Source organism: Neisseria flava (assembly GCF_982712965.1).
Genome location: NZ_CEXQBZ010000117.1, coordinates 23,941 through 47,776 on the forward strand (window position 1 = coordinate 23,941; position 23,836 = coordinate 47,776).

At 49.1% G+C, this 23,836-nt stretch carries 29 protein-coding genes, 1 tRNA gene, 2 pseudogenes and 1 riboswitch; of the genes and pseudogenes, 28 read left to right on the plus strand and 4 right to left on the minus strand.

What is annotated here, in order from left to right:
• Position 1 precedes the first annotated feature (1 nt).
• The 17 genes and pseudogenes from rplF to thiE all read left to right on the plus strand — a co-directional run bounded on the left by rplF (position 2) and on the right by thiE (position 10,174).
• On the plus strand, positions 2–535 hold the full coding sequence (rplF, locus tag AC5M9B_RS07960) for a 50S ribosomal protein L6 (RefSeq protein WP_039408163.1): 534 nt from the start codon (positions 2–4) through the stop codon (positions 533–535).
• A 13-nt stretch (positions 536–548) separates the two neighbouring features.
• The gene (rplR, locus tag AC5M9B_RS07965) at positions 549–902 is read left to right on the plus strand and encodes a 50S ribosomal protein L18 (protein ID WP_009175230.1); all 354 of its coding nucleotides are present in this window, start codon (positions 549–551) and stop codon (positions 900–902) included.
• A gap of 17 nt (positions 903–919) precedes the next feature.
• The gene (gene rpsE, locus AC5M9B_RS07970; RefSeq protein WP_003742903.1) at positions 920–1,438 is read left to right on the plus strand and encodes a 30S ribosomal protein S5; all 519 of its coding nucleotides are present in this window, start codon (positions 920–922) and stop codon (positions 1,436–1,438) included.
• Positions 1,431–1,616: a 50S ribosomal protein L30 gene (rpmD, locus tag AC5M9B_RS07975; protein WP_003759717.1), complete on the plus strand. Its 186-nt coding sequence runs from the start codon at positions 1,431–1,433 to the stop codon at positions 1,614–1,616. Before rpsE ends, rpmD begins: the two co-directional genes overlap by 8 nt.
• Before the next feature lies 1 nt (position 1,617).
• Entirely contained in the window at positions 1,618–2,052 is a 435-nt protein-coding gene (rplO, locus tag AC5M9B_RS07980) for a 50S ribosomal protein L15 (protein WP_019271036.1), read from the plus strand.
• A gap of 13 nt (positions 2,053–2,065) precedes the next feature.
• The gene (gene secY, locus AC5M9B_RS07985; protein WP_070774672.1) at positions 2,066–3,379 is read left to right on the plus strand and encodes a preprotein translocase subunit SecY; all 1,314 of its coding nucleotides are present in this window, start codon (positions 2,066–2,068) and stop codon (positions 3,377–3,379) included.
• Between the two features lie 4 nt (positions 3,380–3,383).
• A complete protein-coding gene (infA, locus tag AC5M9B_RS07990; protein ID WP_003684714.1) occupies positions 3,384–3,602 on the plus strand; it encodes a translation initiation factor IF-1 in 219 nt (72 codons plus the stop codon).
• Between the two features lie 19 nt (positions 3,603–3,621).
• Positions 3,622–3,735 carry a 50S ribosomal protein L36 gene (gene rpmJ, locus AC5M9B_RS07995; RefSeq protein ID WP_003697674.1) on the plus strand — a complete coding sequence of 38 codons (114 nt, stop codon included), beginning with the start codon at positions 3,622–3,624 and terminating at the stop codon, positions 3,733–3,735.
• Between the two features lie 65 nt (positions 3,736–3,800).
• On the plus strand, positions 3,801–4,163 hold the full coding sequence (gene rpsM / locus AC5M9B_RS08000) for a 30S ribosomal protein S13 (protein ID WP_003749295.1): 363 nt from the start codon (positions 3,801–3,803) through the stop codon (positions 4,161–4,163).
• Positions 4,164–4,182: 19 nt separating this feature from the next.
• The gene (gene rpsK, locus AC5M9B_RS08005) at positions 4,183–4,578 is read left to right on the plus strand and encodes a 30S ribosomal protein S11 (RefSeq protein ID WP_002216249.1); all 396 of its coding nucleotides are present in this window, start codon (positions 4,183–4,185) and stop codon (positions 4,576–4,578) included.
• A 15-nt stretch (positions 4,579–4,593) separates the two neighbouring features.
• Positions 4,594–5,214, plus strand: a complete 621-nt coding sequence (rpsD, locus tag AC5M9B_RS08010; RefSeq protein ID WP_070656381.1) for a 30S ribosomal protein S4 — start codon at positions 4,594–4,596, stop codon at positions 5,212–5,214.
• Positions 5,215–5,239: 25 nt separating this feature from the next.
• The gene (locus tag AC5M9B_RS08015) at positions 5,240–6,226 is read left to right on the plus strand and encodes a DNA-directed RNA polymerase subunit alpha (protein WP_019271040.1); all 987 of its coding nucleotides are present in this window, start codon (positions 5,240–5,242) and stop codon (positions 6,224–6,226) included.
• Positions 6,227–6,250: 24 nt separating this feature from the next.
• Positions 6,251–6,628 (plus strand): 50S ribosomal protein L17, encoded by a 378-nt coding sequence (rplQ, locus tag AC5M9B_RS08020; protein ID WP_019271041.1) that lies wholly within the window; start codon positions 6,251–6,253, stop codon positions 6,626–6,628.
• A 299-nt stretch (positions 6,629–6,927) separates the two neighbouring features.
• Positions 6,928–7,037: riboswitch (TPP riboswitch) on the plus strand.
• Positions 7,038–7,144: 107 nt separating this feature from the next.
• The gene (locus AC5M9B_RS08025) at positions 7,145–8,239 is read left to right on the plus strand and encodes an FAD-dependent oxidoreductase (protein ID WP_070857360.1); all 1,095 of its coding nucleotides are present in this window, start codon (positions 7,145–7,147) and stop codon (positions 8,237–8,239) included.
• A 51-nt stretch (positions 8,240–8,290) separates the two neighbouring features.
• Entirely contained in the window at positions 8,291–8,749 is a 459-nt protein-coding gene (locus tag AC5M9B_RS08030) for a methyltransferase family protein (protein ID WP_070857359.1), read from the plus strand.
• Positions 8,750–8,892: 143 nt separating this feature from the next.
• Positions 8,893–9,540 (plus strand): annotated as a pseudogene (locus AC5M9B_RS08035) (nuclease-related domain-containing protein).
• 16 nt (positions 9,541–9,556) lie between these two features.
• A complete protein-coding gene (gene thiE / locus AC5M9B_RS08040) occupies positions 9,557–10,174 on the plus strand; it encodes a thiamine phosphate synthase (RefSeq protein ID WP_014575616.1) in 618 nt (205 codons plus the stop codon).
• Between the two features lie 116 nt (positions 10,175–10,290).
• Here thiE and AC5M9B_RS08045 read toward each other — a convergent pair whose 3' ends face one another.
• On the minus strand, positions 10,291–11,310 hold the full coding sequence (locus AC5M9B_RS08045) for a zinc-binding alcohol dehydrogenase family protein (RefSeq protein ID WP_014575617.1): 1,020 nt from the start codon (positions 11,308–11,310) through the stop codon (positions 10,291–10,293).
• A 104-nt stretch (positions 11,311–11,414) separates the two neighbouring features.
• Here AC5M9B_RS08045 and AC5M9B_RS08050 point away from each other — a divergent pair, with 104 nt between their 5' ends.
• The 7 genes from AC5M9B_RS08050 (at position 11,415) to AC5M9B_RS08080 (ending at position 20,336) form a co-directional block, all read left to right on the plus strand.
• Positions 11,415–11,768, plus strand: coding sequence for a winged helix-turn-helix transcriptional regulator (locus AC5M9B_RS08050; protein ID WP_014575618.1), 354 nt, complete (start codon positions 11,415–11,417; stop codon positions 11,766–11,768).
• A gap of 184 nt (positions 11,769–11,952) precedes the next feature.
• Positions 11,953–12,147 carry a sulfur carrier protein ThiS gene (gene thiS, locus AC5M9B_RS08055; RefSeq protein ID WP_070539595.1) on the plus strand — a complete coding sequence of 65 codons (195 nt, stop codon included), beginning with the start codon at positions 11,953–11,955 and terminating at the stop codon, positions 12,145–12,147.
• 154 nt (positions 12,148–12,301) lie between these two features.
• The gene (locus tag AC5M9B_RS08060; protein WP_070857358.1) at positions 12,302–13,090 is read left to right on the plus strand and encodes a thiazole synthase; all 789 of its coding nucleotides are present in this window, start codon (positions 12,302–12,304) and stop codon (positions 13,088–13,090) included.
• Between the two features lie 207 nt (positions 13,091–13,297).
• Positions 13,298–16,087 carry a DNA polymerase I gene (gene polA, locus AC5M9B_RS08065; RefSeq protein WP_487648480.1) on the plus strand — a complete coding sequence of 930 codons (2,790 nt, stop codon included), beginning with the start codon at positions 13,298–13,300 and terminating at the stop codon, positions 16,085–16,087.
• A 44-nt stretch (positions 16,088–16,131) separates the two neighbouring features.
• Positions 16,132–18,420 (plus strand): tetratricopeptide repeat protein, encoded by a 2,289-nt coding sequence (locus tag AC5M9B_RS08070; RefSeq protein WP_487648481.1) that lies wholly within the window; start codon positions 16,132–16,134, stop codon positions 18,418–18,420.
• Positions 18,421–18,734: 314 nt separating this feature from the next.
• The gene (locus tag AC5M9B_RS08075) at positions 18,735–20,108 is read left to right on the plus strand and encodes a Na+/H+ antiporter family protein (protein ID WP_487648482.1); all 1,374 of its coding nucleotides are present in this window, start codon (positions 18,735–18,737) and stop codon (positions 20,106–20,108) included.
• Positions 20,109–20,336: a SlyX family protein gene (locus AC5M9B_RS08080; RefSeq protein WP_003742919.1), complete on the plus strand. Its 228-nt coding sequence runs from the start codon at positions 20,109–20,111 to the stop codon at positions 20,334–20,336.
• A gap of 67 nt (positions 20,337–20,403) precedes the next feature.
• Here AC5M9B_RS08080 and AC5M9B_RS08085 read toward each other — a convergent pair whose 3' ends face one another.
• The 3 genes from AC5M9B_RS08085 to AC5M9B_RS08095 form a co-directional block, all read right to left on the minus strand.
• Positions 20,404–20,730: a rhodanese-like domain-containing protein gene (locus AC5M9B_RS08085; protein WP_146736709.1), complete on the minus strand. Its 327-nt coding sequence runs from the start codon at positions 20,728–20,730 to the stop codon at positions 20,404–20,406.
• Between the two features lie 101 nt (positions 20,731–20,831).
• Positions 20,832–21,488 carry a protein-L-isoaspartate O-methyltransferase family protein gene (locus AC5M9B_RS08090; protein WP_070656410.1) on the minus strand — a complete coding sequence of 219 codons (657 nt, stop codon included), beginning with the start codon at positions 21,486–21,488 and terminating at the stop codon, positions 20,832–20,834.
• Positions 21,489–21,591: 103 nt separating this feature from the next.
• A complete protein-coding gene (locus tag AC5M9B_RS08095) occupies positions 21,592–22,095 on the minus strand; it encodes a free L-methionine (R)-S-oxide reductase MsrC (protein WP_146736708.1) in 504 nt (167 codons plus the stop codon).
• 183 nt (positions 22,096–22,278) lie between these two features.
• Here AC5M9B_RS08095 and tpiA point away from each other — a divergent pair, with 183 nt between their 5' ends.
• From tpiA to AC5M9B_RS08115, 4 genes and pseudogenes are all read left to right on the plus strand, one after another.
• Positions 22,279–23,052, plus strand: a complete 774-nt coding sequence (tpiA, locus tag AC5M9B_RS08100) for a triose-phosphate isomerase (protein WP_049231428.1) — start codon at positions 22,279–22,281, stop codon at positions 23,050–23,052.
• A gap of 7 nt (positions 23,053–23,059) precedes the next feature.
• Positions 23,060–23,422, plus strand: a complete 363-nt coding sequence (secG, locus tag AC5M9B_RS08105; RefSeq protein ID WP_003759305.1) for a preprotein translocase subunit SecG — start codon at positions 23,060–23,062, stop codon at positions 23,420–23,422.
• Positions 23,423–23,435: 13 nt separating this feature from the next.
• Positions 23,436–23,521 (plus strand) — tRNA-Leu (locus AC5M9B_RS08110).
• Positions 23,522–23,741: 220 nt separating this feature from the next.
• Positions 23,742–23,836: pseudogene (locus AC5M9B_RS08115) on the plus strand (integrase); the annotation flags it as partial.

Below are 23,836 nucleotides of genomic sequence, written 5' to 3' on the forward strand. Positions count from 1 at the left end.
AATGTCACGTGTCGCAAAAAACCCAGTGACTGTTCCTGCTGGTGTAGAAGTAAAATTTGGAACAGAAGCATTGGTTATCAAGGGTAAGAATGGCGAGTTGTCCTTTCCTTTGCATTCTGATGTAGCCATTGAACTGAACGATGGCAAATTGACTTTTGCTGCAAAAAATGACAGTAAGCAGGCAAATGCTATGTCAGGGACTGCTCGTGCATTAGTTAATAATATGGTCAAAGGTGTTTCAGAAGGTTTTGAGAAAAAACTACAATTGATTGGTGTGGGTTATCGCGCTCAAGCTCAAGGCAAAGTTTTGAATTTGTCTCTGGGTTTTTCTCATCCAATCGTATATGAAATGCCAGAAGGCGTTTCTGTTCAAACTCCTAGCCAAACAGAGATCGTTTTGACTGGTGCAGATAAACAAGTAGTTGGTCAAGTCGCTGCTGAAATTCGTGCATTCCGTTCTCCTGAACCTTATAAAGGTAAGGGTGTTCGTTATGTAGGTGAAGTAGTAGTGATGAAAGAAGCCAAGAAAAAATAATTGAGGTTCACTAATGGATAAACATACAACCCGACTCCGTCGTGCACGCAAAACCCGTGCACGTATTGCGGACTTGAAAATGGTAAGATTATGTGTGTTCCGTAGCAATAATCATATTTATGCTCAAGTAATTAGTGCTGAAGGTGATAAAGTATTGGCTCAAGCCTCTACATTGGAAGCTGAAGTGCGTGGTAGTCTGAAATCTGGTAGCAACGTCGAGGCAGCTGCAGTAGTAGGAAAGCGCATTGCTGAGAAAGCTAAAGCAGTAGGTGTAGAAAAAGTTGCTTTTGATCGTTCAGGTTTCCAATATCACGGTCGTGTGAAAGCTTTGGCTGAAGCTGCACGTGAAAATGGTTTAAGCTTCTAATAATTGGAGACTTTCAGATGGCAAAACATGAAATTGAAGAACGTGGTGACGGCCTGATTGAAAAAATGGTCGCAGTTAATCGCGTAACTAAAGTAGTTAAAGGTGGCCGTATCATGGCTTTCTCTGCGCTAACAGTTGTTGGTGATGGCGATGGTCGTATTGGTATGGGCAAAGGTAAGTCAAAAGAAGTGCCGGTAGCTGTTCAAAAAGCAATGGATCAGGCTCGTCGCTCTATGATTAAAGTACCTCTAAAAAATGGTACGATTCATCATGAGGTTATTGGACGTCATGGCGCTACCAAAGTCTTTATGCAACCTGCTAAAGAAGGTAGTGGTGTAAAGGCAGGTGGTCCTATGCGCTTAGTCTTTGATGCTATGGGTATTCATAACATTTCTGCTAAAGTGCATGGTTCTACAAATCCTTATAACATTGTACGAGCTACATTAGACGGCTTGTCTAAGTTGTATACACCTGCAGATATTGCTGCTAAACGTGGCTTAACAGTAGAAGACATTTTAGGAGCAAGCCATGACTGAGCAAAAAAAGATTAAAGTTACATTGGTGAAGAGCCTGATTGGTACAATTGAATCTCATCGTGCATGTGCTCGTGGTTTAGGTTTGCGTCATCGTGAGCATACAGTAGAGGTTTTAGATACCCCTGAAAACCGTGGCATGATTAACAAAATCAGCTACTTGTTGAAAGTGGAGTCTTGATATGTTTCTAAATTCTATTCAACCTGCTGAGGGTGCTACCCACGCCCGTCGTCGTGTGGGTCGTGGTATTGGTAGTGGTTTAGGTAAAACCGGTGGTCGTGGCCATAAAGGTCAAAAAAGCCGTTCTGGTGGTTTTCATAAAGTAGGTTTTGAAGGCGGTCAAATGCCTTTACAACGTCGCCTACCAAAACGTGGTTTTAAATCATTGACTGCTGCTGCAAATGCTGAGATTCGTTTGAGTGAATTGAACTTACTTGCTGTAAATGAGATTGATGTATTGGTTCTCAAGCAAGCTGGGTTGGTTCCTGCAACTGTTTCTAATGTGAAAGTTATTGCCTCTGGTGAGCTTTCAAAAGCTGTTGTCCTGAAGGGCATTAAAGCCACTAAAGGGGCTAAAGCAGCAATTGAAGCTGCTGGTGGTAAAGTGGAAGAATAAGGCTTGCATTATAGTGGCTAATCAACAATCTTTATCAGGCTTGTCCAAATTTGGAGATCTGAAAAAACGTCTAACGTTTCTTTTAGGGGCGTTAGTTGTTTTTCGTATTGGTGCCCATATCCCTGTACCTGGCGTAGATGCTGTTGCTTTAGCTAAATTATACGAAAGCGCTGGGAACGGCATACTAGGCATGTTGAACATGTTTTCTGGTGGTTCGTTAGAGCGCTTTAGTATATTCGCAATTGGCATAATGCCATATATTTCAGCATCAATAATTGTTCAGTTGGCCTCTGAAATTATTCCTTCTTTAAAGGCATTAAAAAAGGAAGGGGAGGCAGGTCGAAAAGTTATTACAAAATATACAAGATACGGTACAGTACTATTAGCTATCTTACAGAGTTTTGGTGTAGCTACCTTTGTATTCCAGCAAGGTGTGGTTGTCACTAATTCTTTGGAGTTCCATATTTCTACGGTAGTGAGCTTAGTCACAGGTACAATGTTCCTGATGTGGTTAGGTGAGCAGATTACGGAGCGTGGGATTGGGAATGGCATTTCCTTGATTATTACTGCTGGTATCGCTGCCGGTATTCCTTCCGGTATAGCAAGATTATTAGCTTTAACGAGTCAAGGATCAATTGGTATGCCTACGGCTGTGTCAATTGTTATTGGTGCATTGCTATTAATTTATATTGTTGTATATTTTGAAAGTGCACAGCGTAAAGTTCCCGTGCATTATGCGAAACGCCAAGTTGGTAGTGGTGCAATGCAAGGTTCTAATACACATATGCCCTTTAAGTTGAATATGGCAGGCGTGATTCCTCCTATTTTTGCGTCAAGTATTATTTTGTTTCCATCCACTTTGTTAAGCTGGTTTGGTTCTAATGATACCGGTAGTTTGTTGCATAAAATTGCTGGTTTGCTTCAGCATGGGCAAGCTTTATATATTTTGTTATTTACAGTGACAATTATTTTCTTTTGCTATTTTTATACAGCCTTAGTTTTTAGCCCAAAAGAAATGGCAGAGAATTTAAAGAAAAGTGGCGCTTTCGTGCCGGGAATTCGACCAGGTAAGCAAACTTCGCAATATCTGGAACAGGTTGTGTTGCGTCTCACTTTATTTGGTGCGTTATATATTACAACTATTTGTTTAATTCCAGAGTTCTTGACAACGGCTTTGAATGTTCCTTTTTATTTGGGTGGTACATCTTTACTAATTTTAGTTGTAGTGACAATGGACTTTAGTACCCAAATTAACTCTTACCGCATGACTCAGCAATATGAGAGTTTAATGAGCGGTCTTGATATGAAATCTTTATCACGTAAGTAGAATTATGGCTAAAGAAGATACCATACAAATGCAGGGGGAGATTCTTGAAACTCTACCTAACGCAACTTTTAAAGTAAAGCTTGAGAATGACCATGTTGTATTAGGTCATATTTCCGGGAAAATGCGTATGCACTATATCCGGATCTCTCCTGGGGATAAGGTGACGGTAGAACTGACACCTTATGATTTAACTCGAGCTCGGATTGTCTTCCGAGCTAGATAAAACGATATAAGGAAATATAATGCGTGTACAACCGTCTGTAAAGAAAATTTGCCGCAACTGTAAGATTATCCGTCGTAATCGAGTAGTTCGTGTAATTTGTACTGATCCTCGTCACAAACAACGTCAAGGCTAAGGGAACTTTTCTTTTAGTAAGACTTTGTGGTATAGTGACGAACTTTGCCGTTTAAAGGAAAAAATATGGCTCGTATTGCAGGGGTGAATATCCCTAATAATGCACATATCGTAATTGGCTTGCAGGCTATTTATGGTATTGGTGCTACTCGTGCTAAATTGATTTGCGAGGCAGCAAATATTGCTCCCACTACTAAAGCAAAAGATTTGGACGAGGCTCAATTAGACGCTTTGCGTGAACAAGTTGCTAAATATGAAGTAGAAGGTGACTTGCGTCGTGAAGTAACGATGAGCATCAAGCGATTGATGGACATGGGTTGTTATCGTGGTTTCCGTCATCGTCGCGGTTTGCCTTGTCGTGGTCAACGCACTCGCACAAATGCTCGTACCCGTAAAGGTCCGCGTAAAGCGATTGCTGGTAAAAAATAATTTTTAAGGAATTTTATTAATGGCTAAAGCAAACACAGCTTCGCGTGTACGTAAAAAAGTACGTAAAACCGTAAGCGAAGGTATTGTGCATGTACATGCTTCTTTCAACAATACCATCATTACAATCACTGACCGTCAAGGCAATGCATTGTCTTGGGCTACCTCTGGCGGTGCTGGTTTTAAAGGTTCTCGTAAAAGTACACCATTTGCAGCTCAGGTAGCTGCAGAAGCAGCTGGTAAAGTTGCCCAAGAATATGGCGTTAAAAATTTAGAAGTTCGTATAAAAGGTCCTGGCCCTGGTCGAGAGTCTTCTGTACGTGCACTCAACGCTCTTGGTTTTAAAATTACCAGTATTACTGACGTTACTCCGTTGCCTCATAACGGTTGCCGTCCGCCTAAAAAACGTCGTATTTAAAGGAGTGATTGAAACATGGCACGTTATATTGGCCCTAAATGTAAATTGGCTCGTCGAGAAGGCACCGATTTATTTTTGAAGAGCGCTCGTCGTTCTTTGGATTCTAAATGTAAACTTGATTCAGCTCCTGGTCAGCATGGTGTAAAGAAACCACGTTTGTCTGACTATGGCTTGCAACTGCGTGAAAAGCAAAAGATTCGTCGTATTTATGGCGTTTTGGAACGTCAATTCCGTCGCTATTTTGCAGAAGCAGATCGACGTAAAGGCTCTACCGGTGAATTACTGTTGCAATTGTTAGAGTCTCGTTTGGATAATGTAGTATATCGCATGGGATTTGGCTCGACTCGTGCTGAAGCACGTCAGCTGGTTTCTCATAAAGCAATTACCGTTAACGGTCAGGTTGTAAATATTCCTTCTTTCCAAGTTAAAGCAGGTGATGTTGTAGCTGTTCGTGAGAAAGCTAAAAAACAAGTTCGTATTCAAGAAGCTTTAAGTTTAGCAACTCAAATCGGTTTGCCAAGCTGGGTTTCTGTTGATGCAGACAAATTGGAAGGTGTATTTAAAAATATGCCGGATCGTTCAGAATTAACTGGCGATATTAATGAACAGCTGGTGGTAGAATTCTACTCTAAATAATGCTAGCTCAGTGAGGGACAGTTAAATGCAAAATAGCACAACCGAATTTTTGAAACCTCGTCAAATTGATGTCGATACTTTATCTACAACTCGTGCAAAAGTATCTATGCAGCCGTTTGAGCGCGGTTTTGGTCATACTTTAGGTAATGCTTTGCGTCGTATCTTACTGTCATCCATGAATGGTTTTGCTCCTACTGAAGTGGCCATTTCCGGTGTGTTGCACGAATACTCTACTGTTGATGGTGTTCAAGAAGATGTTGTCGATATTTTATTGAATGTCAAAGGTATTGTATTTAAGCTGCATGGACGTGGCCAAGTTCAGTTAACTTTGAAAAAGTCAGGTGCCGGTGCTGTTGTTGCCGGTGATATCGAATTACCACATGATGTGGAAATTTTAAATCCTGAGCATATTATTTGTCATTTGGCTGAGAACGGTCAAATTGAGATGGAAATCAAAGTTGAGCAGGGGCGTGGCTATCAATCTGTTTCCGGTCGTCGTGTTGTGCGCGATGAGAACCGTCAGATTGGTGCGATTCAGTTGGATGCGAGCTTTTCGCCCATCAGTCGTGTTAGCTTTGAAGTTGAACCTGCACGCGTAGAGCAGCGTACGGATTTAGATAAGTTGGTTTTGGATATTGAAACTGATGGTTCTATTGATCCTGAAGAAGCTGTACGTAGTGCCGCTCGTATTTTAATTGATCAAATGTCTATCTTTGCTGATTTGCAAGGTACTCCAGTAGAAGAAGTTGAAGAAAAAGCTCCTCCTATTGATCCTATCCTGCTGCGCCCGGTAGATGATTTGGAATTAACTGTACGTTCAGCTAATTGTCTGAAAGCTGAAGATATTTATTATATTGGCGATTTGATTCAACGTACTGAAACAGAGCTTCTTAAAACTCCGAATTTGGGTCGTAAGTCTTTGAATGAAATCAAAGAGGTGTTGGCATCTAAAGGCTTGACACTGGGTTCCAAATTGGAAGCTTGGCCGCCTGTAGGCTTAGAAAAGCCGTAAGTTTGAAGATTAAAGGATAATGACATGCGTCATCGTAATGGTAACCGCAAATTAAACCGTACAAGCAGCCATCGCGCTGCAATGCTGCGTAATATGGCGAACTCATTGTTGACTCACGAGACTATCGTGACAACTTTGCCTAAAGCTAAAGAATTGCGCCGCGTAGTAGAACCCTTGATTACATTGGGTAAAAAACCTTCCTTGGCAAACCGTCGTTTGGCATTCGACCGCACTCGTGATCGTGATGTTGTGGTTAAATTGTTTGATGAATTGGGTCCACGCTTTGCTGCCCGAAATGGTGGCTATGTTCGTGTGCTGAAGTATGGTTTCCGAAAAGGCGATAATGCCCCGTTAGCACTCGTTGAACTAGTTGATAAAGCTGATAATACAGTTAGCGAATAATTTCTTTGAAATTAAGTGGCATCCGCATTGCGGATGACATTTTTTATTGGTAATTCAAGATTTTGAATTGCATGCTATAAATTATTTTTTAGTTAGGTAATTATTTAGTTATCGTTATTTGTTTGTGTTTGAAGTTTTTCATTTTCGTGTTTTGAAACAAATTTCTTTAATAGAGCGTTTCATTTGGACAAAGTGCCAAGATTGATTTGGAAAATTACTTTTTAAAGTATTTACTTTATGAAAACTTGTATTTTCAGACGATCTTTTGCCAAAATAAACAAATCTGTATAAACTTCATATTTTTCTTGTCGGAGTGCTGCTTGTTCCCGCAAACAGCTGAGACCGCGCCAGCGGAATCCGTAGAACCTGTCGGGGTAATGCCTGCGTAGGAAACAAGCTGTCAAACGCCTTTTCAGGCTTCCGTTCCCTTTCCCGCATTTCCCGCCATTCGGTGGATTCCGCTTCCGTCTTATCTTTCGTCCTCCCGACTGCCCAAATACTGCAAAGGAATCCACCATGCCCCGTATCGCCATTCTCGGCGGCGGCCTCTGCGGCCGTCTGACTGCCTTACAACTTGCAGAACAAGGTTTATCGGTTGCCCTCTTTGACAAAGGCGGGCGCAAAGGCGAAAACGCCGCCGCTTATGTTGCCGCCGCCATGCTCGCGCCTGCGGCAGAAGCGGTCGAAGCTACGCCTGAAGTTATCAAACTGGGCAGACAGAGTATTCCGCTTTGGCGCAACATCAGAGATCGTCTGAAAACACCGACCATGATGCAAGAAAACGGCAGCCTGATTGTGTGGCACGGGCAGGACAAGCCATTATCCGGCGAGTTCGTGCGCCATCTCAAACGCGGTGGCGTGGCGGATCACGAAATCGTCCGTTGGCGCGCCGACGACATCGCCGAACGCGAACCGCAACTCGGCGGACGTTTTTCAGACGGCCTTTACCTGCCGACCGAAGGTCAGCTCGACGGGCGACAGATGCTGTCTGCACTTGCCGACGCTTTGGACAGGCTGAATGTCCCTTGCCATTGGGAACACGAATGCGCCCCCGACGACCTGCAAGCCCAATACGACTGGCTGATCGACTGCCGCGGCTACGGCGCAAAAACCGTGTGGAACCAAGCCCCCGAACACACCAGCACCTTGCGCGGCATACGCGGCGAAGTGGCGCGGGTTTACACACCCGAAATCACGCTCAACCGCCCCGTGCGCCTGCTGCACCCGCGCTATCCGCTCTACATCGCCCCGAAAGAAAACCACGTTTTCGTTATCGGCGCGACCCAAATCGAAAGCGAAAGCCAAGCCCCCGCCAGCGTGCGTTCCGGGCTGGAACTCTTGTCCGCGCTCTATGCAGTCCACCCCGCCTTCGGCGAAGCCGACATCCTCGAAATCGCCACCGGCCTGCGCCCAACGCTCAACCACCACAACCCCGAAATCCGTTACAGCCGCGCCCGACGCCTGATTGAAATCAACGGCCTTTTCCGCCACGGCTTCATGATTTCCCCCGCCGTAACCGCCGCCGCCGTCAGATTGGCAGTGGCACTGTTTGACGGAAAAGACACGTACGAACGTGATGAAGAAAGCGGTTTGGCGTATATTGGAAAATAAGTTTGAGGCCGTCTGAAAACGTCGCGGCATCAGTTTTATAAAGGTAACAATATGAATTTAGAAACCAAAATTCCGCCGCCGGCGATATGTTTTATTTGTGCGTTGTTGATGTACATTTCTGCCCAAGTTTCTGCACTAGCTGACATAATGCCGCGCTTTCCTATATTGCTGTCGGTTGTTTTGATGGTGTTTGGGACTTTGTTGGGCGTATTAGGTGTGTGGGCGTTTCGCCGTGTGCGCACGACCGTCAGCCCGTTCAACCCCGAACAAACCGAACACTTCGTTTCAGACGGCGTTTACCGTTTCAGCCGTAACCCGATGTATGCGGGTATGGGCTGCTGGCTGGTTGCATGGGCGGGCTATTTGGCGCACCCGCTGCCGTGGTTGTTTTTGGCCGCATTTATTGCCTATATGACACGCTTTCAAATCATGCCCGAAGAACGCGTTTTGGCGCAGAAATTCGGCGCAGAATACGAGTCTTACTGTCGGCGCGTTCGCCGTTGGTTATAAAAGCGGGAGCTTCCCATCAAGTGTCATCCGTCTTCTACTTTACGGCATGAATGTGAATACTCGATGTTTTCAGACGATCTCATTAGATAGCTATACCAAGCTGCTCGCTTTAACTTAAACAATAAAACAAAAAAGGAAACGTCATGATTGAACAAGCAATAGGAAACCTGTCAGGTATCTTTTGGATTTTCCTGCTCGTCATTCCTCTACTTTTTTTGAAAGCGCTGCTCTAAAATCCCAAAGTAAAAGGACGCATAGGCGAAGGGGCAGTCCGTTCAGTAATCGGAAAAGATTTGGATGAAGAAACCTATATCGAATTTCACGATTTGATTATTCCGTCCCGCAGCGGCACGACGCAAATCGACCATATTTATGTTTCGGTTTTCGGGATATTTGTCATAGAAACCAAAAATTACACAGGTTGGATTTTCGGCAGCGAGAAGCAATCGAAATGGACTCAAGTCGTCTATAAGCAGAAACACTACTTTCAAAATCCGTTGCGCCAAAATTACGCACACATCAAAGCATTATCCGAACTGCTGCAACTGCCGGAAGAAAAATTTCATTCGATGGTGGTTTTTCTCGGTGATTGTGAATTGAAAACGCAAATGCCGCCGAATGTCTGCCGTATCAGACAGGCAGCATCCTATATCAGACGTTTTCAGACGACCTTATTGCTGCCACAGGAAATAGAAGCGGCAACCGCCGTGCTGTCTTCAAACGAATACCAAGCCGATGGCGAAAAACTGCGGGCGCATACCGAGCGCCTGCAAGAACGCCATCAGCGATAACTTAAAAGGACACCCCATGACCTTCCCGCCCCTAAAATCCCCGCTCAAATTCTACGCCGTCGTTCCCACCGCCGATTGGGTGGAGCGCATGGTCAAAGCAGGTGCCGACACGGTGCAACTGCGCTGCAAAACCCTGCACGGCGATGAATTGAAACGCGAAATCGCCTGCTGCGTCGCCGCCTGTCAGGGCAGCCGTACACAGCTTTTCATCAACGACCACTGGCGCGTGGCGATAGAAGCAGGCGCATACGGCGTGCATCTCGGGCAGGAAGACATGGACACCGCCGACCTCGCCGCCATCGCCGCCGCTGGTTTGCGCTTGGGTTTGAGTACGCACTCCGTCGCCGAACTCGACCGCGCCCTGTCCGTACACCCCAGCTACGTTGCTAGCGGCGCGATTTTCCCGACCACGACCAAGCAAATGCCGACCGCGCCGCAAGGCTTGGACAAACTGCGCGAATATGTGAAACAGGCACGCGGCACACCTGTCGTCGCCATCGGCGGCATCGATTTGAACAACGCCCAAGCCGTACTCGCCACCGGCGTTTCCTCACTCGCCGTCGTCCGCGCCGTGACCGAAGCGGAAAATCCCGAAGCCGTGGTTAAAGCGTTTCAGGCTTTGTGGAATGAATAAGGTCGTCTGAAAACCAAATTTCAGACGACCTGCTCAATTAGGATATTCGATTGCCGTTATTTCGGATGCCATACAGGCAGAAGCGGACATAACGGCGTAAAGAATAATCGGCGGATTTAGTTATCCCAGCCTTCCAGCACCAGTTTGCCGATCATATCTCCGCTTTCCAGCATCTCATGTGCGCGGCGCAAGTTGGCAGCATTGATGCCGTGCAGGATTTGGGTAGCGGTCGGACGGATGATGCCTTCGTCCACCAGCCGAGCGGTTTCGGCAAGGATTTCGCCCTGACGTTCGATGTCTGCCGTTTCGCTCAGCGGGCGGGTAAACATAAATTCCCAATGCAGCGACAGGCTTTTGCCTTTGAGCGGGTTCACGTCCAACGTTTCTGGGTCGTCAATCAGCGCGATTCTGCCTTGCGGGGCGATAAGCTCCACGATTTGCGGCAGATGGCGGTCGGTATGGTTGGTGGAAAAAACGAACGATGGCGCGCCGATATTTAACGCAGCAATCTGTTCCGCCATGTTTTCATGATGATTGATGACGAAATCCGCACCCAACTTCTCCACCCACGAGCGGCTTTCAGGGCGGGAGGCGGTGGCGATGACTTGGATGTCGGTCAGCTTTTTCAGAAACTGGATGGCAAGCGAGCCGACCCCGCCTGCACCGCCGATTAAGAGCAGCGCATTTGCGTCGCCTGCCACGGGTTTGTTCACGTCCAAGCGGTCAAACAGCGTTTCCCATGCGGTAATCGCCGTCAATGGCAGCGCGGCGGCTTGGGCAAAATCCAGCGAACGCGGTTTTTTGGCGGCAATGCGCGCGTCCACGGCTTGTAATTGTGCGTTTGAACCTTGACGGTTGAGGGCGCCCGCGTAATACACTTCGTCGCCGACTTGGAAATTCCGCACTTCGCTGCCGACTGCCTGAACGATGCCTGCCGCGTCGTAACCTAATACGCGGTACGCTCCTCCCTCAGACGTATGCGCCGCCCGGACTTTCACATCGACAGGATTGACAGAAACCGCCTGCACGGCAACCAAAATATCGTGCGGCCGCAGTTCGGGTTCGGGCAAATTGATGTCGAGCAGGGCTTCAGGGTTGGAAACGGGTAAAGGGCGGGTGAAACCGATGGCTTTCATAATGTTTTCCTAATAGGTCGTCTGAAAGCGTGTATCATGCGCCCGAAACATATCATTAACAAGAACGCACATATTTTTCAGATAGTTACTTAAAGGATACCACCATGTCCCGCACACCGCACCCAAGCTATGACTGCACCGAAGGCTGCTCGGTGGAAGCCGCGCTTTCCGTCATCGGCGGCAAATGGAAAGGCACGATACTCTACCGCCTGCACACGGACGGCACGCTGCGCTTCAACCAAATCCGCCGCATCCTGCCCGATGTGTCTCAGCGCACGCTGACCGCGCAACTGCGTGCATTGGAGGCTGTCGGCATCATTTTGCGTACCGTGTATCCCGAAGTCCCGCCGCGCGTGGAATACCGCCTGACCGACTACGGCAAAACGCTTGCCCCCGTGCTGACAGCATTGAAAGAATGGGGCGACGGGTTCAAGCAAGCACAGGCGCATCATGAATAAAGCAACTTATAGTGGATTAACTTTAAACCAGTACGGCGTTGCCTCGCCTTAGTTCAAAGAGAACGATTCTCTAAGGTGCTGAAGCACCAAGTGAATCGGTTCCGTACTATTTGTACTGTCTGCGGCTTCGTCGCCTTGTCCTGATTTTTGTTAATCCACTATACATACGAAATATCGAGAACCTATGAACATCATCTTAAACGGCGAACCCGCCGAACTTTGCGGCAAAACCGTTGCCGACCTCATCGCCCAAACCGCGCCGCAAAAGCCCTTTGCCGTAGCGGTGAACACCGGATTTGTCGCCAAAGGCGCATATGCGGAAACGGTTTTGAACGAAAACGACAAAGTCGATATCGTGCGGCCGGTGGTCGGCGGCTAGGCGGCTAAGCAGTTTTGCCTTTTCAGACGACCTCTGTCCCAAAAACAACGTTATAGTGGATTAACTTTAAATCAGGACAAGGCGACGAAGCCGCAGACAGTACAGATAACGCCGTACTGGTTTAAAGTTAATCCACTATACAAAGGAACCCATCATGCTCACCCTATACGGAGAAACTTTCCCTTCTCGGCTGCTGCTCGGTACGGCTGCCTACCCGACCCCTGAAATCCTCAAACAATCCGTCCGTATCGCCCAGCCCGCAATGATTACCGTCTCATTGCGGCGCGCGGGAAGTGGCGGCGAGGCACACGGGCAGGGGTTTTGGTCGCTATTGCAAGAAAGCGGCGTCCCAGTGCTGCCCAACACCGCAGGCTGCCAAAGCGTGCAGGAAGCGGTAACGACGGCGCAGATGGCGCGGGAAGTGTTTGAAACCGATTGGATCAAACTCGAACTCATCGGCGACGACGACACGTTGCAGCCCGACGTCTTCCAGCTCGTCGAAGCGGCGGAAATCCTGATTAAAGACGGCTTCAAAGTGCTGCCTTATTGCACCGAAGACCTGATTGCCGGCCGCCGCCTGCTTGACGCAGGCTGTCAGGCGTTGATGCCGTGGGCGGCGCCGATTGGCACAGGCTTGGGCGCGGTTCACGCCTATGCGCTGAAAGTCCTGCGCGAACGCCTGCCCGACACGCCGCTGATTATCGACGCGGGCTTGGGTTTGCCCTCGCAGGCGGCGCAAGTGATGGAATGGGGTTTTGACGGCGTATTGCTGAACACCGCCGTTTCCCGCAGCGGCGACCCCGTCAACATGGCGCTCGCCTTCGCGCTCGCCGTCGAATCCGGACGGCTGGCATTTGAGGCCGAACCGGTCGAAGCGCGCACCAAAGCTCAAGCCAGTACGCCGACCGTGGGACAACCGTTTTGGCATTCGGCGGAATATTGACGGATAGCGTGTTGCTGGTATGTGAAAGGGTCGTCTGAAAATGTTCAGACGACCTTTTTACGGCAAGGTCTAACGGCCTGGTCGCGGAAAGGGAAGGGCGTTTTGAGTGGAACGTGTTATGCCATGAAAACTTGCTTTCAGACGACCTCTTGCCTTTTCCTTTATAATCCATCCATCTATTTTTCACTTATTTCAAGCAGGTTCACCATGTCCAAACCCACTCTCCTCCTCGTTGACGGCTCTTCTTATCTCTACCGCGCGTATCACGCGATGGCGCAGTTGACCGCACCTGACGGTGCGCCGACAGGTGCGCTTTACGGCGTATTGAACATGTTACGCCGGCTGCGGGCGGATTATGTGCACGATTATTGCGCGGTGGTGTTTGATGCGAAAGGTAAGAATTTCCGCCACGAGATGTTCCCCGACTATAAGGCGACGCGCCCGCCGATGCCGGATGATTTGCGCCCGCAGGCGGAAGCCTTGCCGGATTTGGTGCGGCTGATGGGCTGGCCGGTGCTGGTGATTCCGCAAGTCGAAGCGGACGACGTTATCGGCACGCTGGCTAAGATGGGTAGCGAAGCAGGTTGGAATGTGGTGGTGTCCACCGGCGATAAGGACATGGCGCAGCTGGTGAACGAGCGCGTAACGCTGGTGAACACGATGAGCGGCGAAAAGCTGGACATTGAAGGTGTGAAGGAAAAATTCGGCGTGCGCCCCGACCAAATCCGCGATTATCTCGCGCTGATGGGCGACAAGGTGGACAATGTGCCGGGCGTGGAGAAGTGCGGCCCGAAAACGGCGGTGAAGTGGTTGGAAGCCTACGGCTCACTGGCCGGTGTGATGGAGCACGCTGCGGAAATCAAGGGTAAGGTCGGCGAAAACCTGCAAGCCGCGCTGCCCCAACTGCCGTTGTCGTATGATTTGGTGACGATTAAAACCGATGTGGACTTGCACTCGGAGCTTTCAGACGGCCTCGAAAGCCTGCGCCGCACTTCGCCGAAATGGTCGCAGCTTGCGGTCGATTTCAAACGCTGGGGCTTCCGCACTTGGCTAAAAGAAGCGGAAAGCCGTATGCACGAAGCGGCGGACGGCGATTTGTTTGGCAGCGATACGATAGGCGAACAGGCGGCGTTGGACATGGAAACGTCGTCTGAAAAAATCATAGAACATGCCCCGACCCCCGAAAAGCTGGATTATCAAGCCGTTACTACCGAAGCGCAGTTTGCCGCCTTGTTGGACAAACTGTCGCAAGCGGAAAAAATCGGCATCGATACGGAAACCACGTCCCTAGACGCGATGAACGCCTCGCTGGTCGGCATCAGCATCGCGTTCCAAGCGGGTGAAGCAGTTTACATCCCCGTAGGACACAGCCTGACCGCCGCGCCAGAACAGCTTGATTTGCAGGATGTATTAGGTCGTCTGAAACCGCATTTGGAAAACCCCGCCCTGAAAAAAATCGGGCAAAACCTCAAATACGACCAACACGTTTTCGCCAACTACGGCATCGCCCTGAACGGCATTGCCGGCGACGCTATGCTCGCTTCCTACATCATCGAGAGCCATCTCGGACACGGCTTGGACGAATTGTCCGAACGCTGGCTCGGCTTGGAAACCATTACCTACGAATCGCTGTGTGGCAAAGGCGCGAAGCAAATCGGTTTTGCCGACGTCGCCATTGAGCAGGCGACCGAATACGCCGCCCAAGACGCAGATTTCGCCCTGCGCCTCGAAGCGCACCTGCGTGCGCAAATGGATGCAAAACAGCTTGAAATGTATGAAAAAATGGAGCTGCCCGTCGCGCAGGTATTGTTTGAAATGGAACGCAACGGCGTACAAATCGACCGTGCCGAACTCGCCCGCCAAAGCGCAGAACTCGGCGCTGAGCTGATGAAGCTCGAACAGGAAGCCTATGCCGCCGCAGGCCAGCCGTTCAACCTCAACTCGCCCAAACAGCTGCAAGAAATCCTGTTCGACAAAATGGGCATCCCCACCAAAGGCCTGAAAAAAACCGCCAAAGGCGGCATTTCCACCAACGAAGCCGTGCTCGAACAGCTCGCGCCCGACTATCCCCTGCCCAAAATCATCCTGCAAAACCGCAGCCTGGCGAAACTCAAATCCACCTACACCGACAAACTGCCCGAAATGATTTCCCCCAAAGACGGCCGCGTGCATACCACCTACGCCCAAGCCGTCGCCATTACCGGCCGCCTCGCCAGCAACAACCCCAACCTGCAAAACATCCCCATCCGCACCGCCGAAGGCCGCCGCGTGCGCCGCGCCTTCACCGCACCGCAAGGCAGCGTCATCGTTTCCGCCGACTATTCCCAAATCGAGCTGCGCATCATGGCGCACCTCTCCGGCGACAAAACCCTGATTACCGCGTTCCAAAACGGCGAAGACGTACACCGCCGCACCGCCGCCGAAGTATTCGGCATCGCCCCCGAAAACGTCTCGCCCGAACAACGCCGCTACGCCAAAACCATCAACTTCGGCCTCATTTACGGCATGGGCCAATACGGCCTCGCCAAATCGCTGGGCATAGACAACCTGTCCGCCAAAACCTTCATCGACCGTTACTTCGCCCGCTACCCCGGCGTCGCCGAATACATGCAGCGCACCAAAGAACAAGCCGCCGCGCAAGGCTTTGTCGAAACCCTGTTCGGCCGCCGCCTCTACCTGCCCGACATCCACAACAAAAACGCCAACGCCCGCGCCGGAGCTGAACGCGCCGCCATCAACGCCCCCATGCAAGGCACCGCCTCCGACCTCATCAAACGCACCATGATAGACGTGTCCCGCTGGCTTTCAGACGACCTCTTGCAAAGCAAACTGATTATGCAGGTGCATGACGAACTGGTGCTGGAAGTACCCGAAGCCGAACTGGATTTGGTTAAAGAAAAACTGCCGCAGATTATGGCGAAAGTGGACGAAGGGATGTTGAACGTGCCGCTGGTGGCAGAGGTGGGTGTGGGGATGAATTGGGAAGAGGCGCATTGAGATGGTATGCGTTTATCAGATTATTTTGAGAAAGGAATAAAGTAATGAGTGTTTGGAGTTTAATTAACGAAGGTGTAGCGTTATTTGAGAACAAAAAATTTGACGAAGCGATTGCGAAGCTGAATCAGGCTTTAGATGGAATTGAAGATAAAAATAGCCAAATTCAGGAGCAAAACAAGATTCAGTTTTGGCTAGGCCGTTGTTATTTTGAACAGGCGATGAAAGCCAAAGGCAAGGAGTCGGAACAGTTGTTTGGAAATGCAGTTGAACACCAACAGCAACAATTGAGGCTTGCCGAGCAGCTGGAAGATAAACAAAACAGCCTTCAACAACAAATCTATGCTCAATCTTGGCTTGGCCGCTGCTATTTCGAGCAGGCGATGAAAGCTGAAGGTAAGGAAGCGGCTAAGTTGTTTGAGCGGGCAGTTGAACACCACCAACAGCAATTGAGGCTTGCCGAACAGCTGGAAGACAAGCAAAACAGCCTTCAACAACAAATCAATGCCCAATCTTGGCTTGGTCATTGCTATTTGGAGCAGGCGATGAAAGCGGAAGGCAAGGAAGCGGCTAAGTTGTTTGAGCGGGCAGTTGAGCATTTCCAACAATCATTGGAATTTGCCAAACAGCTGGAAGACAAGCAAAACAGCCTTCAAGAACAAAACAATGCCCAATATTGGCTTGGTCGTTGCTATTTAGAGCAGGCGAAGAAAGCCAAAGGCAAAGAGTCGGAACAGTTATTTGGACGGGCAGTTGAACACCACCAACAACAATTGAGTCTTGTCGAACAGCTGGAAGATAAGCAGAACAGCCTTCAACAACAAATCGATGCCCAATCTTGGCTTGGCCGTTGCTATTTTGAGCAGGCGCTAAAAGCCAAAGACAAGGAGGCGGAACAGTTATTTGGACGGGCAGTTGAACACCACCAACAGCAATTGAGTCTTGCCGGACAGTTGGAAGATAAACAAAACAGCCTTCAAGAACAATTCTATGCCCAATTTTGGCTCGGCTATATCTATCTCAAACAGGCAGTTAAGATTAAAGATGAAGATTCTTCTAAGGTCAAAGAGTTAACTGAAAAAGCTGATAAATATTTTTTATTTTCCCTCAATAACTTGCCGCAATTAAAGGATGAGTTAGAAAGGAATAGAGCTGATAGGATTATTCACCAACATTTAAGAGAAATTCATTTTCTTCAAGAAGAATGGCAAAGTTATTTTAATCAGAAAAAGCAGGAAATGAAGGAAAAACTATTTATAAATGAAGAAGGTAAATTAACTGATGCTATCTCCACCATTCTGGCAGTTTTAAATATTCCACCTATCGAATTGGGGGCGATTCCACTTTCTCATTACACTTCGCCTTCAGTATGCGAAAGATTATTCGGTATTGTCAGCGATAAAACTAATGATAAAGCCGATGATAACAATCCTGTTGACAGTAACAAGGTTAGTCCGATGAGAATCGGCAGCTCCACCTACATGAATGACCCGACTGAAGGAGAAGGGCTGTTGGAGCTGCTGAATCTGCAGGATTTGGAATTGGAAAACAAGGCTGACTGCCCTGTCCATAATGCTTTCTTTACCTGTTTCTCCAGTCGTGTAAACGATTTGAACCAGTTCCGTTTGTATGGCAAAGAAAACGGCGTGGAAGCATCGGGGTGCTGCTTGGTATTTAATCAAAACGGGGATTGGTTGAAAGAGCCCGATGTTTCTTCTTCGTTCAGAAGTTTTACAAATGAACAGAATGAAGGTTTCAAAGAGCCAATAGAGGCAGATGTAGCGGGTTTAGAAGATGAAAACCTGCCGCTTTATCAGGTAGCTTATATCGCTTATTCCGATGAATATATTGCTAAGGAAAAATGCACAATATGGCTACCCGATGCAAGAAGACCAAAATTCGGTATTCGATTAAAGCCTGTTGGGAAAAATCTAAAATGGCATAAGTTCCGTATTAAGGAGCTTAGAGCAGCGTTAAAGAAGTTAATTAAAAACTCTAATAAAATCAAAAATGAAGACGGAAAGGCTTTAGAATATATCCGCTATCTGTTTAAAGATTTTGCTTTCCGTGACGAAGAAGAGTTCCGACTGCTGAAAATCGAACAAATCGGTTCGGACAAAATCGAATATTGCGAAGCCACAAAATCCGTCTATCTGCCTTATGCCGATATACGCGATATTGTGGATGAAGTGATTTTGGGGACGAATTACGAAAAGAGCGGAAAAGAGCGTAAGGCGGAAGTGTTTCAGCATTTGATGCGGAATCATTATAGAAATGTCAAAGTTTCCCGCTCATCGCTGCCGATTAATGCCAATCCGCCGATTAAGAAGGATTAGTTAGTTGTAGGTCGGATACTTGTATCCGACAAAAGCCGCAACCATCTCAGAAGCCGTCGGATTCAAGAACCTGACCTCCCCAAACCGAAACCGCGTGCGTACCGCACGCACGCGGTAGTTGAAACCCAAAACCCATCCAAGGTCGTCTGAAAACTTGTTTCACTTGTTTTCAGACGACCTTTATTTGGAGCAGCGGGGTAGGGTGGATCGTCTGAAAGGCGGTTTGCCCTAGCGTGTTAAATCATGTTAGGTTATGATGTTTCTTTTAACATATAAATAGATGGCTGACAGGTCGTCTGAAATGGAGAAAGGGCATGAATGCCGTAGTGATTGCAGTAATCGTGATGCTCGTGTTGTCGCTGTCGCGAGTACACGTCGTATTGAGCCTGACTGTCGGTGCGTTCGTCGGCGGATTGGTGGCGGGAATGCCGCTGGAAAACGTCGTAGATACGGCGGGTAATGTTACGCAGTCGGGGATTATTCCCGTATTTAACGAAGGCTTGAAGGGCGGTGCGCGGATCTCTTTGTCTTACGCGATGCTCGGTGCGTTTGCGATGGCGATTACCTATTCCGGGCTGCCGCAACAGCTTGCGGGTGGCATTATCCGCAAACTCAACAACAGTCAGGATGCAGTAAAAGGCGAGAGTTCGGTGAAATGGACGCTGCTGCTGATTATTCTGGCGATGGGCATCATGAGTCAAAACGTCGTGCCTATCCATATTGCCTTCATTCCGATGATTATTCCGCCGCTTTTGCTGGTGTTTAACCGCTTGAAAGTTGATCGTCGATTGATTACTTGCGTGATTACGTTCGGATTGGTTACGACTTATATGTTCCTACCCTTCGGCTTCGGCGCGATTTTCTTAAACGACATTCTCTTGGGCAATATCAAATCTGCGGGCATGGACGTCAAAGGCATCAGCGTCATGCACGCGATGGCGATTCCTGCTTTGGGTATGGTTTCGGGGCTGATTTTGGCGTTTATCCATTACCGCAAACCGCGTTCTTACCAAACCAATACCATTGATGCCGAGGACAACCGTGAAGCATCCGAACAACCGCAACCTTCGGCTTACCGCAGTCTGGTGGCGGCAATTGCAATCGGCGTGTGTTTTGCGATTCAGTTGATGTATGAAGATTCGTTGGTGTTGGGCGCGATGTTGGGTTTTGCCGTCTTTATGATGCTTGGCGTGATGAACCGCAATGCCGCCAGCGACGTGTTCGGTGAAGGCATCAAAATGATGGCGATGGTCGGTTTCATCATGATTGCAGCGCAAGGTTTTGCGGCAGTCATGACCGCGACAGGCGAGATCAAACCGCTGGTTGAACACAGTATGCAGCTTTTCGGCGGCAATAAAGGCATGGCGGCATTTACCATGTTGTTGGTCGGATTGTTGGTCACCATGGGCATCGGCTCTTCTTTCTCCACTTTGCCGATTATTACCGCGATTTATGTGCCGCTGTGTATCAGCCTCGGCTTCTCGCCGCTGGCAACCGTCGCCATCGTCGGCACGGCGGGCGCGTTGGGCGATGCCGGTTCGCCCGCGTCCGACTCGACGCTCGGCCCGACCATGGGTTTGAACGCCGACGGACAACACGACCACATCCGCGACTCCGTCATCCCAACCTTTATCCACTACAACATCCCGCTGATGATTGCCGGCTGGGTTGCCGCGATGGTGCTGTAAATGAGCGAAATGGACGAATTGGAACACCGCATCACCGAGCTGGAAATCCAAACCGCGCTTCAGGAAGACTTAATCGGCAGCCTGAACGATACGGTGGCGAAAATGCAGCAGACGCTGGATTTGCAGCAGGCGCAGTTGAGGCTGCTTTATCAGAAAATGCAAGACAAAGGCGCAAACGGAGAGCGCGAACCTTACAGCCTGCGTGATGAAATTCCGCCGCATTATTGAAGCGGGAATATGAAAGAAGGTCGTCTGAAAAACCGAATCAAGGTTTTCAGACGACCTTTTGGCGTTATCAATATCTCGCCATCGCTCCATCCACCTGCAAAGCCCAAGCATCAATCCCGCCTTGCAGGTTAAACAGATTTTCAAAACCCGCGTCCGCCAGATACATCGCCGTATGCAGGCTGCGGATGCCGTGGTGGCAGTAAACCACAATCGGCAAATCGTCGTCGGGCAGCTCGTTTTGGCGCAGCGGAATCAGGTTCATCGGGATATGGATGGCGTCAGGCAGAGCGCAGACGGCGGTTTCTTCGTCGGTGCGCACGTCCAGCAGATGGAACGCGCGACCTTCTTGCCGCCATTGTTGCAGTTGCAGCGGGGTGATTTGTTGAATCGTCATGATGTTGTGTGTGTGTGAAATGATGGAAACGATGAAAGGTCGTCTGAAAACGTTTCGCCATGTCCGGCTGGTTTTCAGACGACCTTTGAGTTCAAAAAAGATTAAAAATCGAAATCGCCGAAAGGACGGTTTTCTTTATCATCCAAATGCGCAACCAGTGTATCGAACAAGACTTTTTCTTCAAATTCGTCGCCCTTGCGCGTAATCAGCAGCGCGCGCTGTACCGGCCGGCGGCCGACGATGACCGCCATGCGGCCGCCGTCTTTCAACTGTTCTTTCAATACGTCAGGCACGCGGTCCACCGCGCCGCCGACGTAAACCGCATCAAACGGCGCACCCGCGGAAGGCTCGGTCAGCCCGTTGTTTTGCACATAATCGATATTATTCAAAGCCAAGTTATCCAACACTGCTTTGGCGCGGTCTTGCTGTTCGGCATCGAGGTCGTCTGAAACCACTTTGCCCGCCAGTTTCGCCAAGAGTGCGGTCGCATAGCCCGAACCCGTGCCGATTTCCAAAACCGTATCGGTTTTGGTTAGCTTCAAGCCCTGCGCCAACCGCGCCACAACTTTCGGCTCGAGCATCTTATGACCGTTGGCAAGCGGCAGCTCCATATCGGCATACGCCAAGCCCTGCAAAGACTCGTTCACGAAACGCTCGCGCGGAATCTCCTCCAAAGCGTCCAAAACGTCAAAATCCAATACATCCCACGGACGGATTTGCTGCTCGACCATGTTGAACCGCGCTTTTTCAAAATCCATTTTGTGCTCCGTTAAATAATTGTTTTAGCAATGGCAGACATTATAAAACCACACTCCCGCCGCGCCAACTTCAGCGCGCACAGCCTGCCTGTTTTTTTCAGTCTCAAGCCGCCTGACGCGAAGCCTTAAACCGCCTCTCTAAAATCTTCGCCAGTTCGCCCAAATACAAAGCATCCGTCTCATCAAACTGCGCCAAATGCTCGCTGTCCACATCCAACACGCCGATACAGCGGTCGTCTGAAAACAGCGGAACCACAATTTCCGAGCGCGACAAAGACGAGCAGGCAATATGGTCGGGATGCGCATTGACATCCTTAACGACCATCGTCTCGCCCTTCGCCCAAGCCTGACCGCACACCCCGCGCCCGAACGGAATCCGCGTACACGCCAAAGGTCCCTGAAACGGCGCCAAAACCAATTCGTCCGTGCGCGTATCAACCAAATAAAAACCCACCCAAAACCAGCCGAACGCCTCCTTCAAAACCGCCGCGGTGTTCGCCAAATTCGCCACCCAATCTGTCTCGTCCGCCACCACAGACTCAATCTGCGGCAACATCTCCCGATAAAGCGCGGCCTTGTCCGAAGCCGAAAAATGAAGCGCGTGCATAGCCATGTCCTATATATGTGTATATCAAGCAGTTATTATAGAACAGGTCGTCTGAAACAGCATTTCAGACGACCCCGGACATCCCGTTTCAAGTTGCGAACCCGTCGCATATCCACTAAACTTCACGTTACATCACGCTACACGCAGCGTACAGCCAAAGAAACACAACACGGAGCAAAAAAGATGCATCACCAAATCGGAATGTGGGATCAAAAATGGGTCATCGGCAACTGGAAAATGAACGGCCGACTCCAAAACAACAACGCACTCATGCACCGCTTCCGCATCATGCCCACCGCCGAACGCGTCCTAATCGGCCTCGCCGCCCCGACCGTTTACCTGTTGCAACTGCACAACGCCATGCAGATTGTCCTCAACAACCGCATCCTCACCTGCGCCCAAGACGTCAGCCGCTTCCCCAACAACGGCGCCTACACAGGCGAAGTTTCCGCAGAAATGCTCGCCGATATCGGCACAGACATCGTCCTCATAGGACACTCCGAACGAAGCCTCTATTTCGGCGAGAAAAACGAAATACAACGCCGCAAAATGGAAAACGTCCTCAACGTAGGCCTCATTCCCCTATTGTGCGTCGGCGAAAGCCTCGAAGAGCGCGAAGCCGGCAAAGAACACGAAGTCATCGCCCACCAACTCTCCGTGTTGCATGGACTGAACACCAAAAACATCGCCGTCGCCTACGAACCGGTATGGGCAATCGGCACCGGCAAAGTCGCCACCGTAGAACAAATTGCCGACATGCACGCATTCATCTACAAAGAAATCTTGTCTTTGTGCGGAAGCGATGTTAAAATCCGCGTTCTTTACGGCGGAAGTGTGAAAGCAGACAATGCAGCCGACATCTTCGCAGTACCTCATGTAGACGGCGCATTGGTTGGCGGCGCGTCATTATCGTATGACTCATTTACCGCCATCATCAACGCAGCACAAGCCTCGTAGAAAACATATGGAAGCCTTTAAAACTCTTATCTGGATTATTAATATTATTTCCGCTTTGTCGGTGGTTGTGTTAGTATTGCTGCAACACGGCAAAGGCGCGGACGCAGGCGCAACCTTCGGGTCAGGCAGCGGCAGCGCGCAGGGCGTATTCGGTTCCGCAGGCAACGCAAACTTCCTGAGCCGCGCAACCGCCATCGCAGCGACTTTCTTCTTCGCAACCTGCATGGCAATGGTTTATATCCATACCCATACAAACAAACACGGTTTGGACTTCAGCAATGTGAAACAAACCCAGCAGGCTCCGAAACCTGCCGCTCCCGCTGAAAACCAATCCGCACCTGCTGCACCCGCTCCTCAGCAGCAGAAATAACAGTTTTTCAAATGCCGACATGGTGAAATTGGTAGACACGCTATCTTGAGGGGGTAGTGGCCGTAGGCTGTGCGAGTTCAAATCTCGCTGTCGGCACCAACACACAAAAACGCTTAGAAATTCTAGGCGTTTTTTTTTCGTTTAATCCCGTCTAATGCCATCAACCAATCTCAATAAATACAAGGCTTTCAGACTGATTGCTATCCTATTATCTTCTTCCCGATTGTATAATTCCGTCTAATTCAGCTTAATTGAATCAACCAAAATCAGGGGGTATGATTCGGGGTATCTGAAATACCCCCTAAAACATACCCCCACTATGCCGCTGAATGACCGACAAATCAAAAACGCCAAGCCCGCCGAAAAACCGTTTAAGCTGAATGACGGCAAGGGCTTGTATCTGTATATCAATAC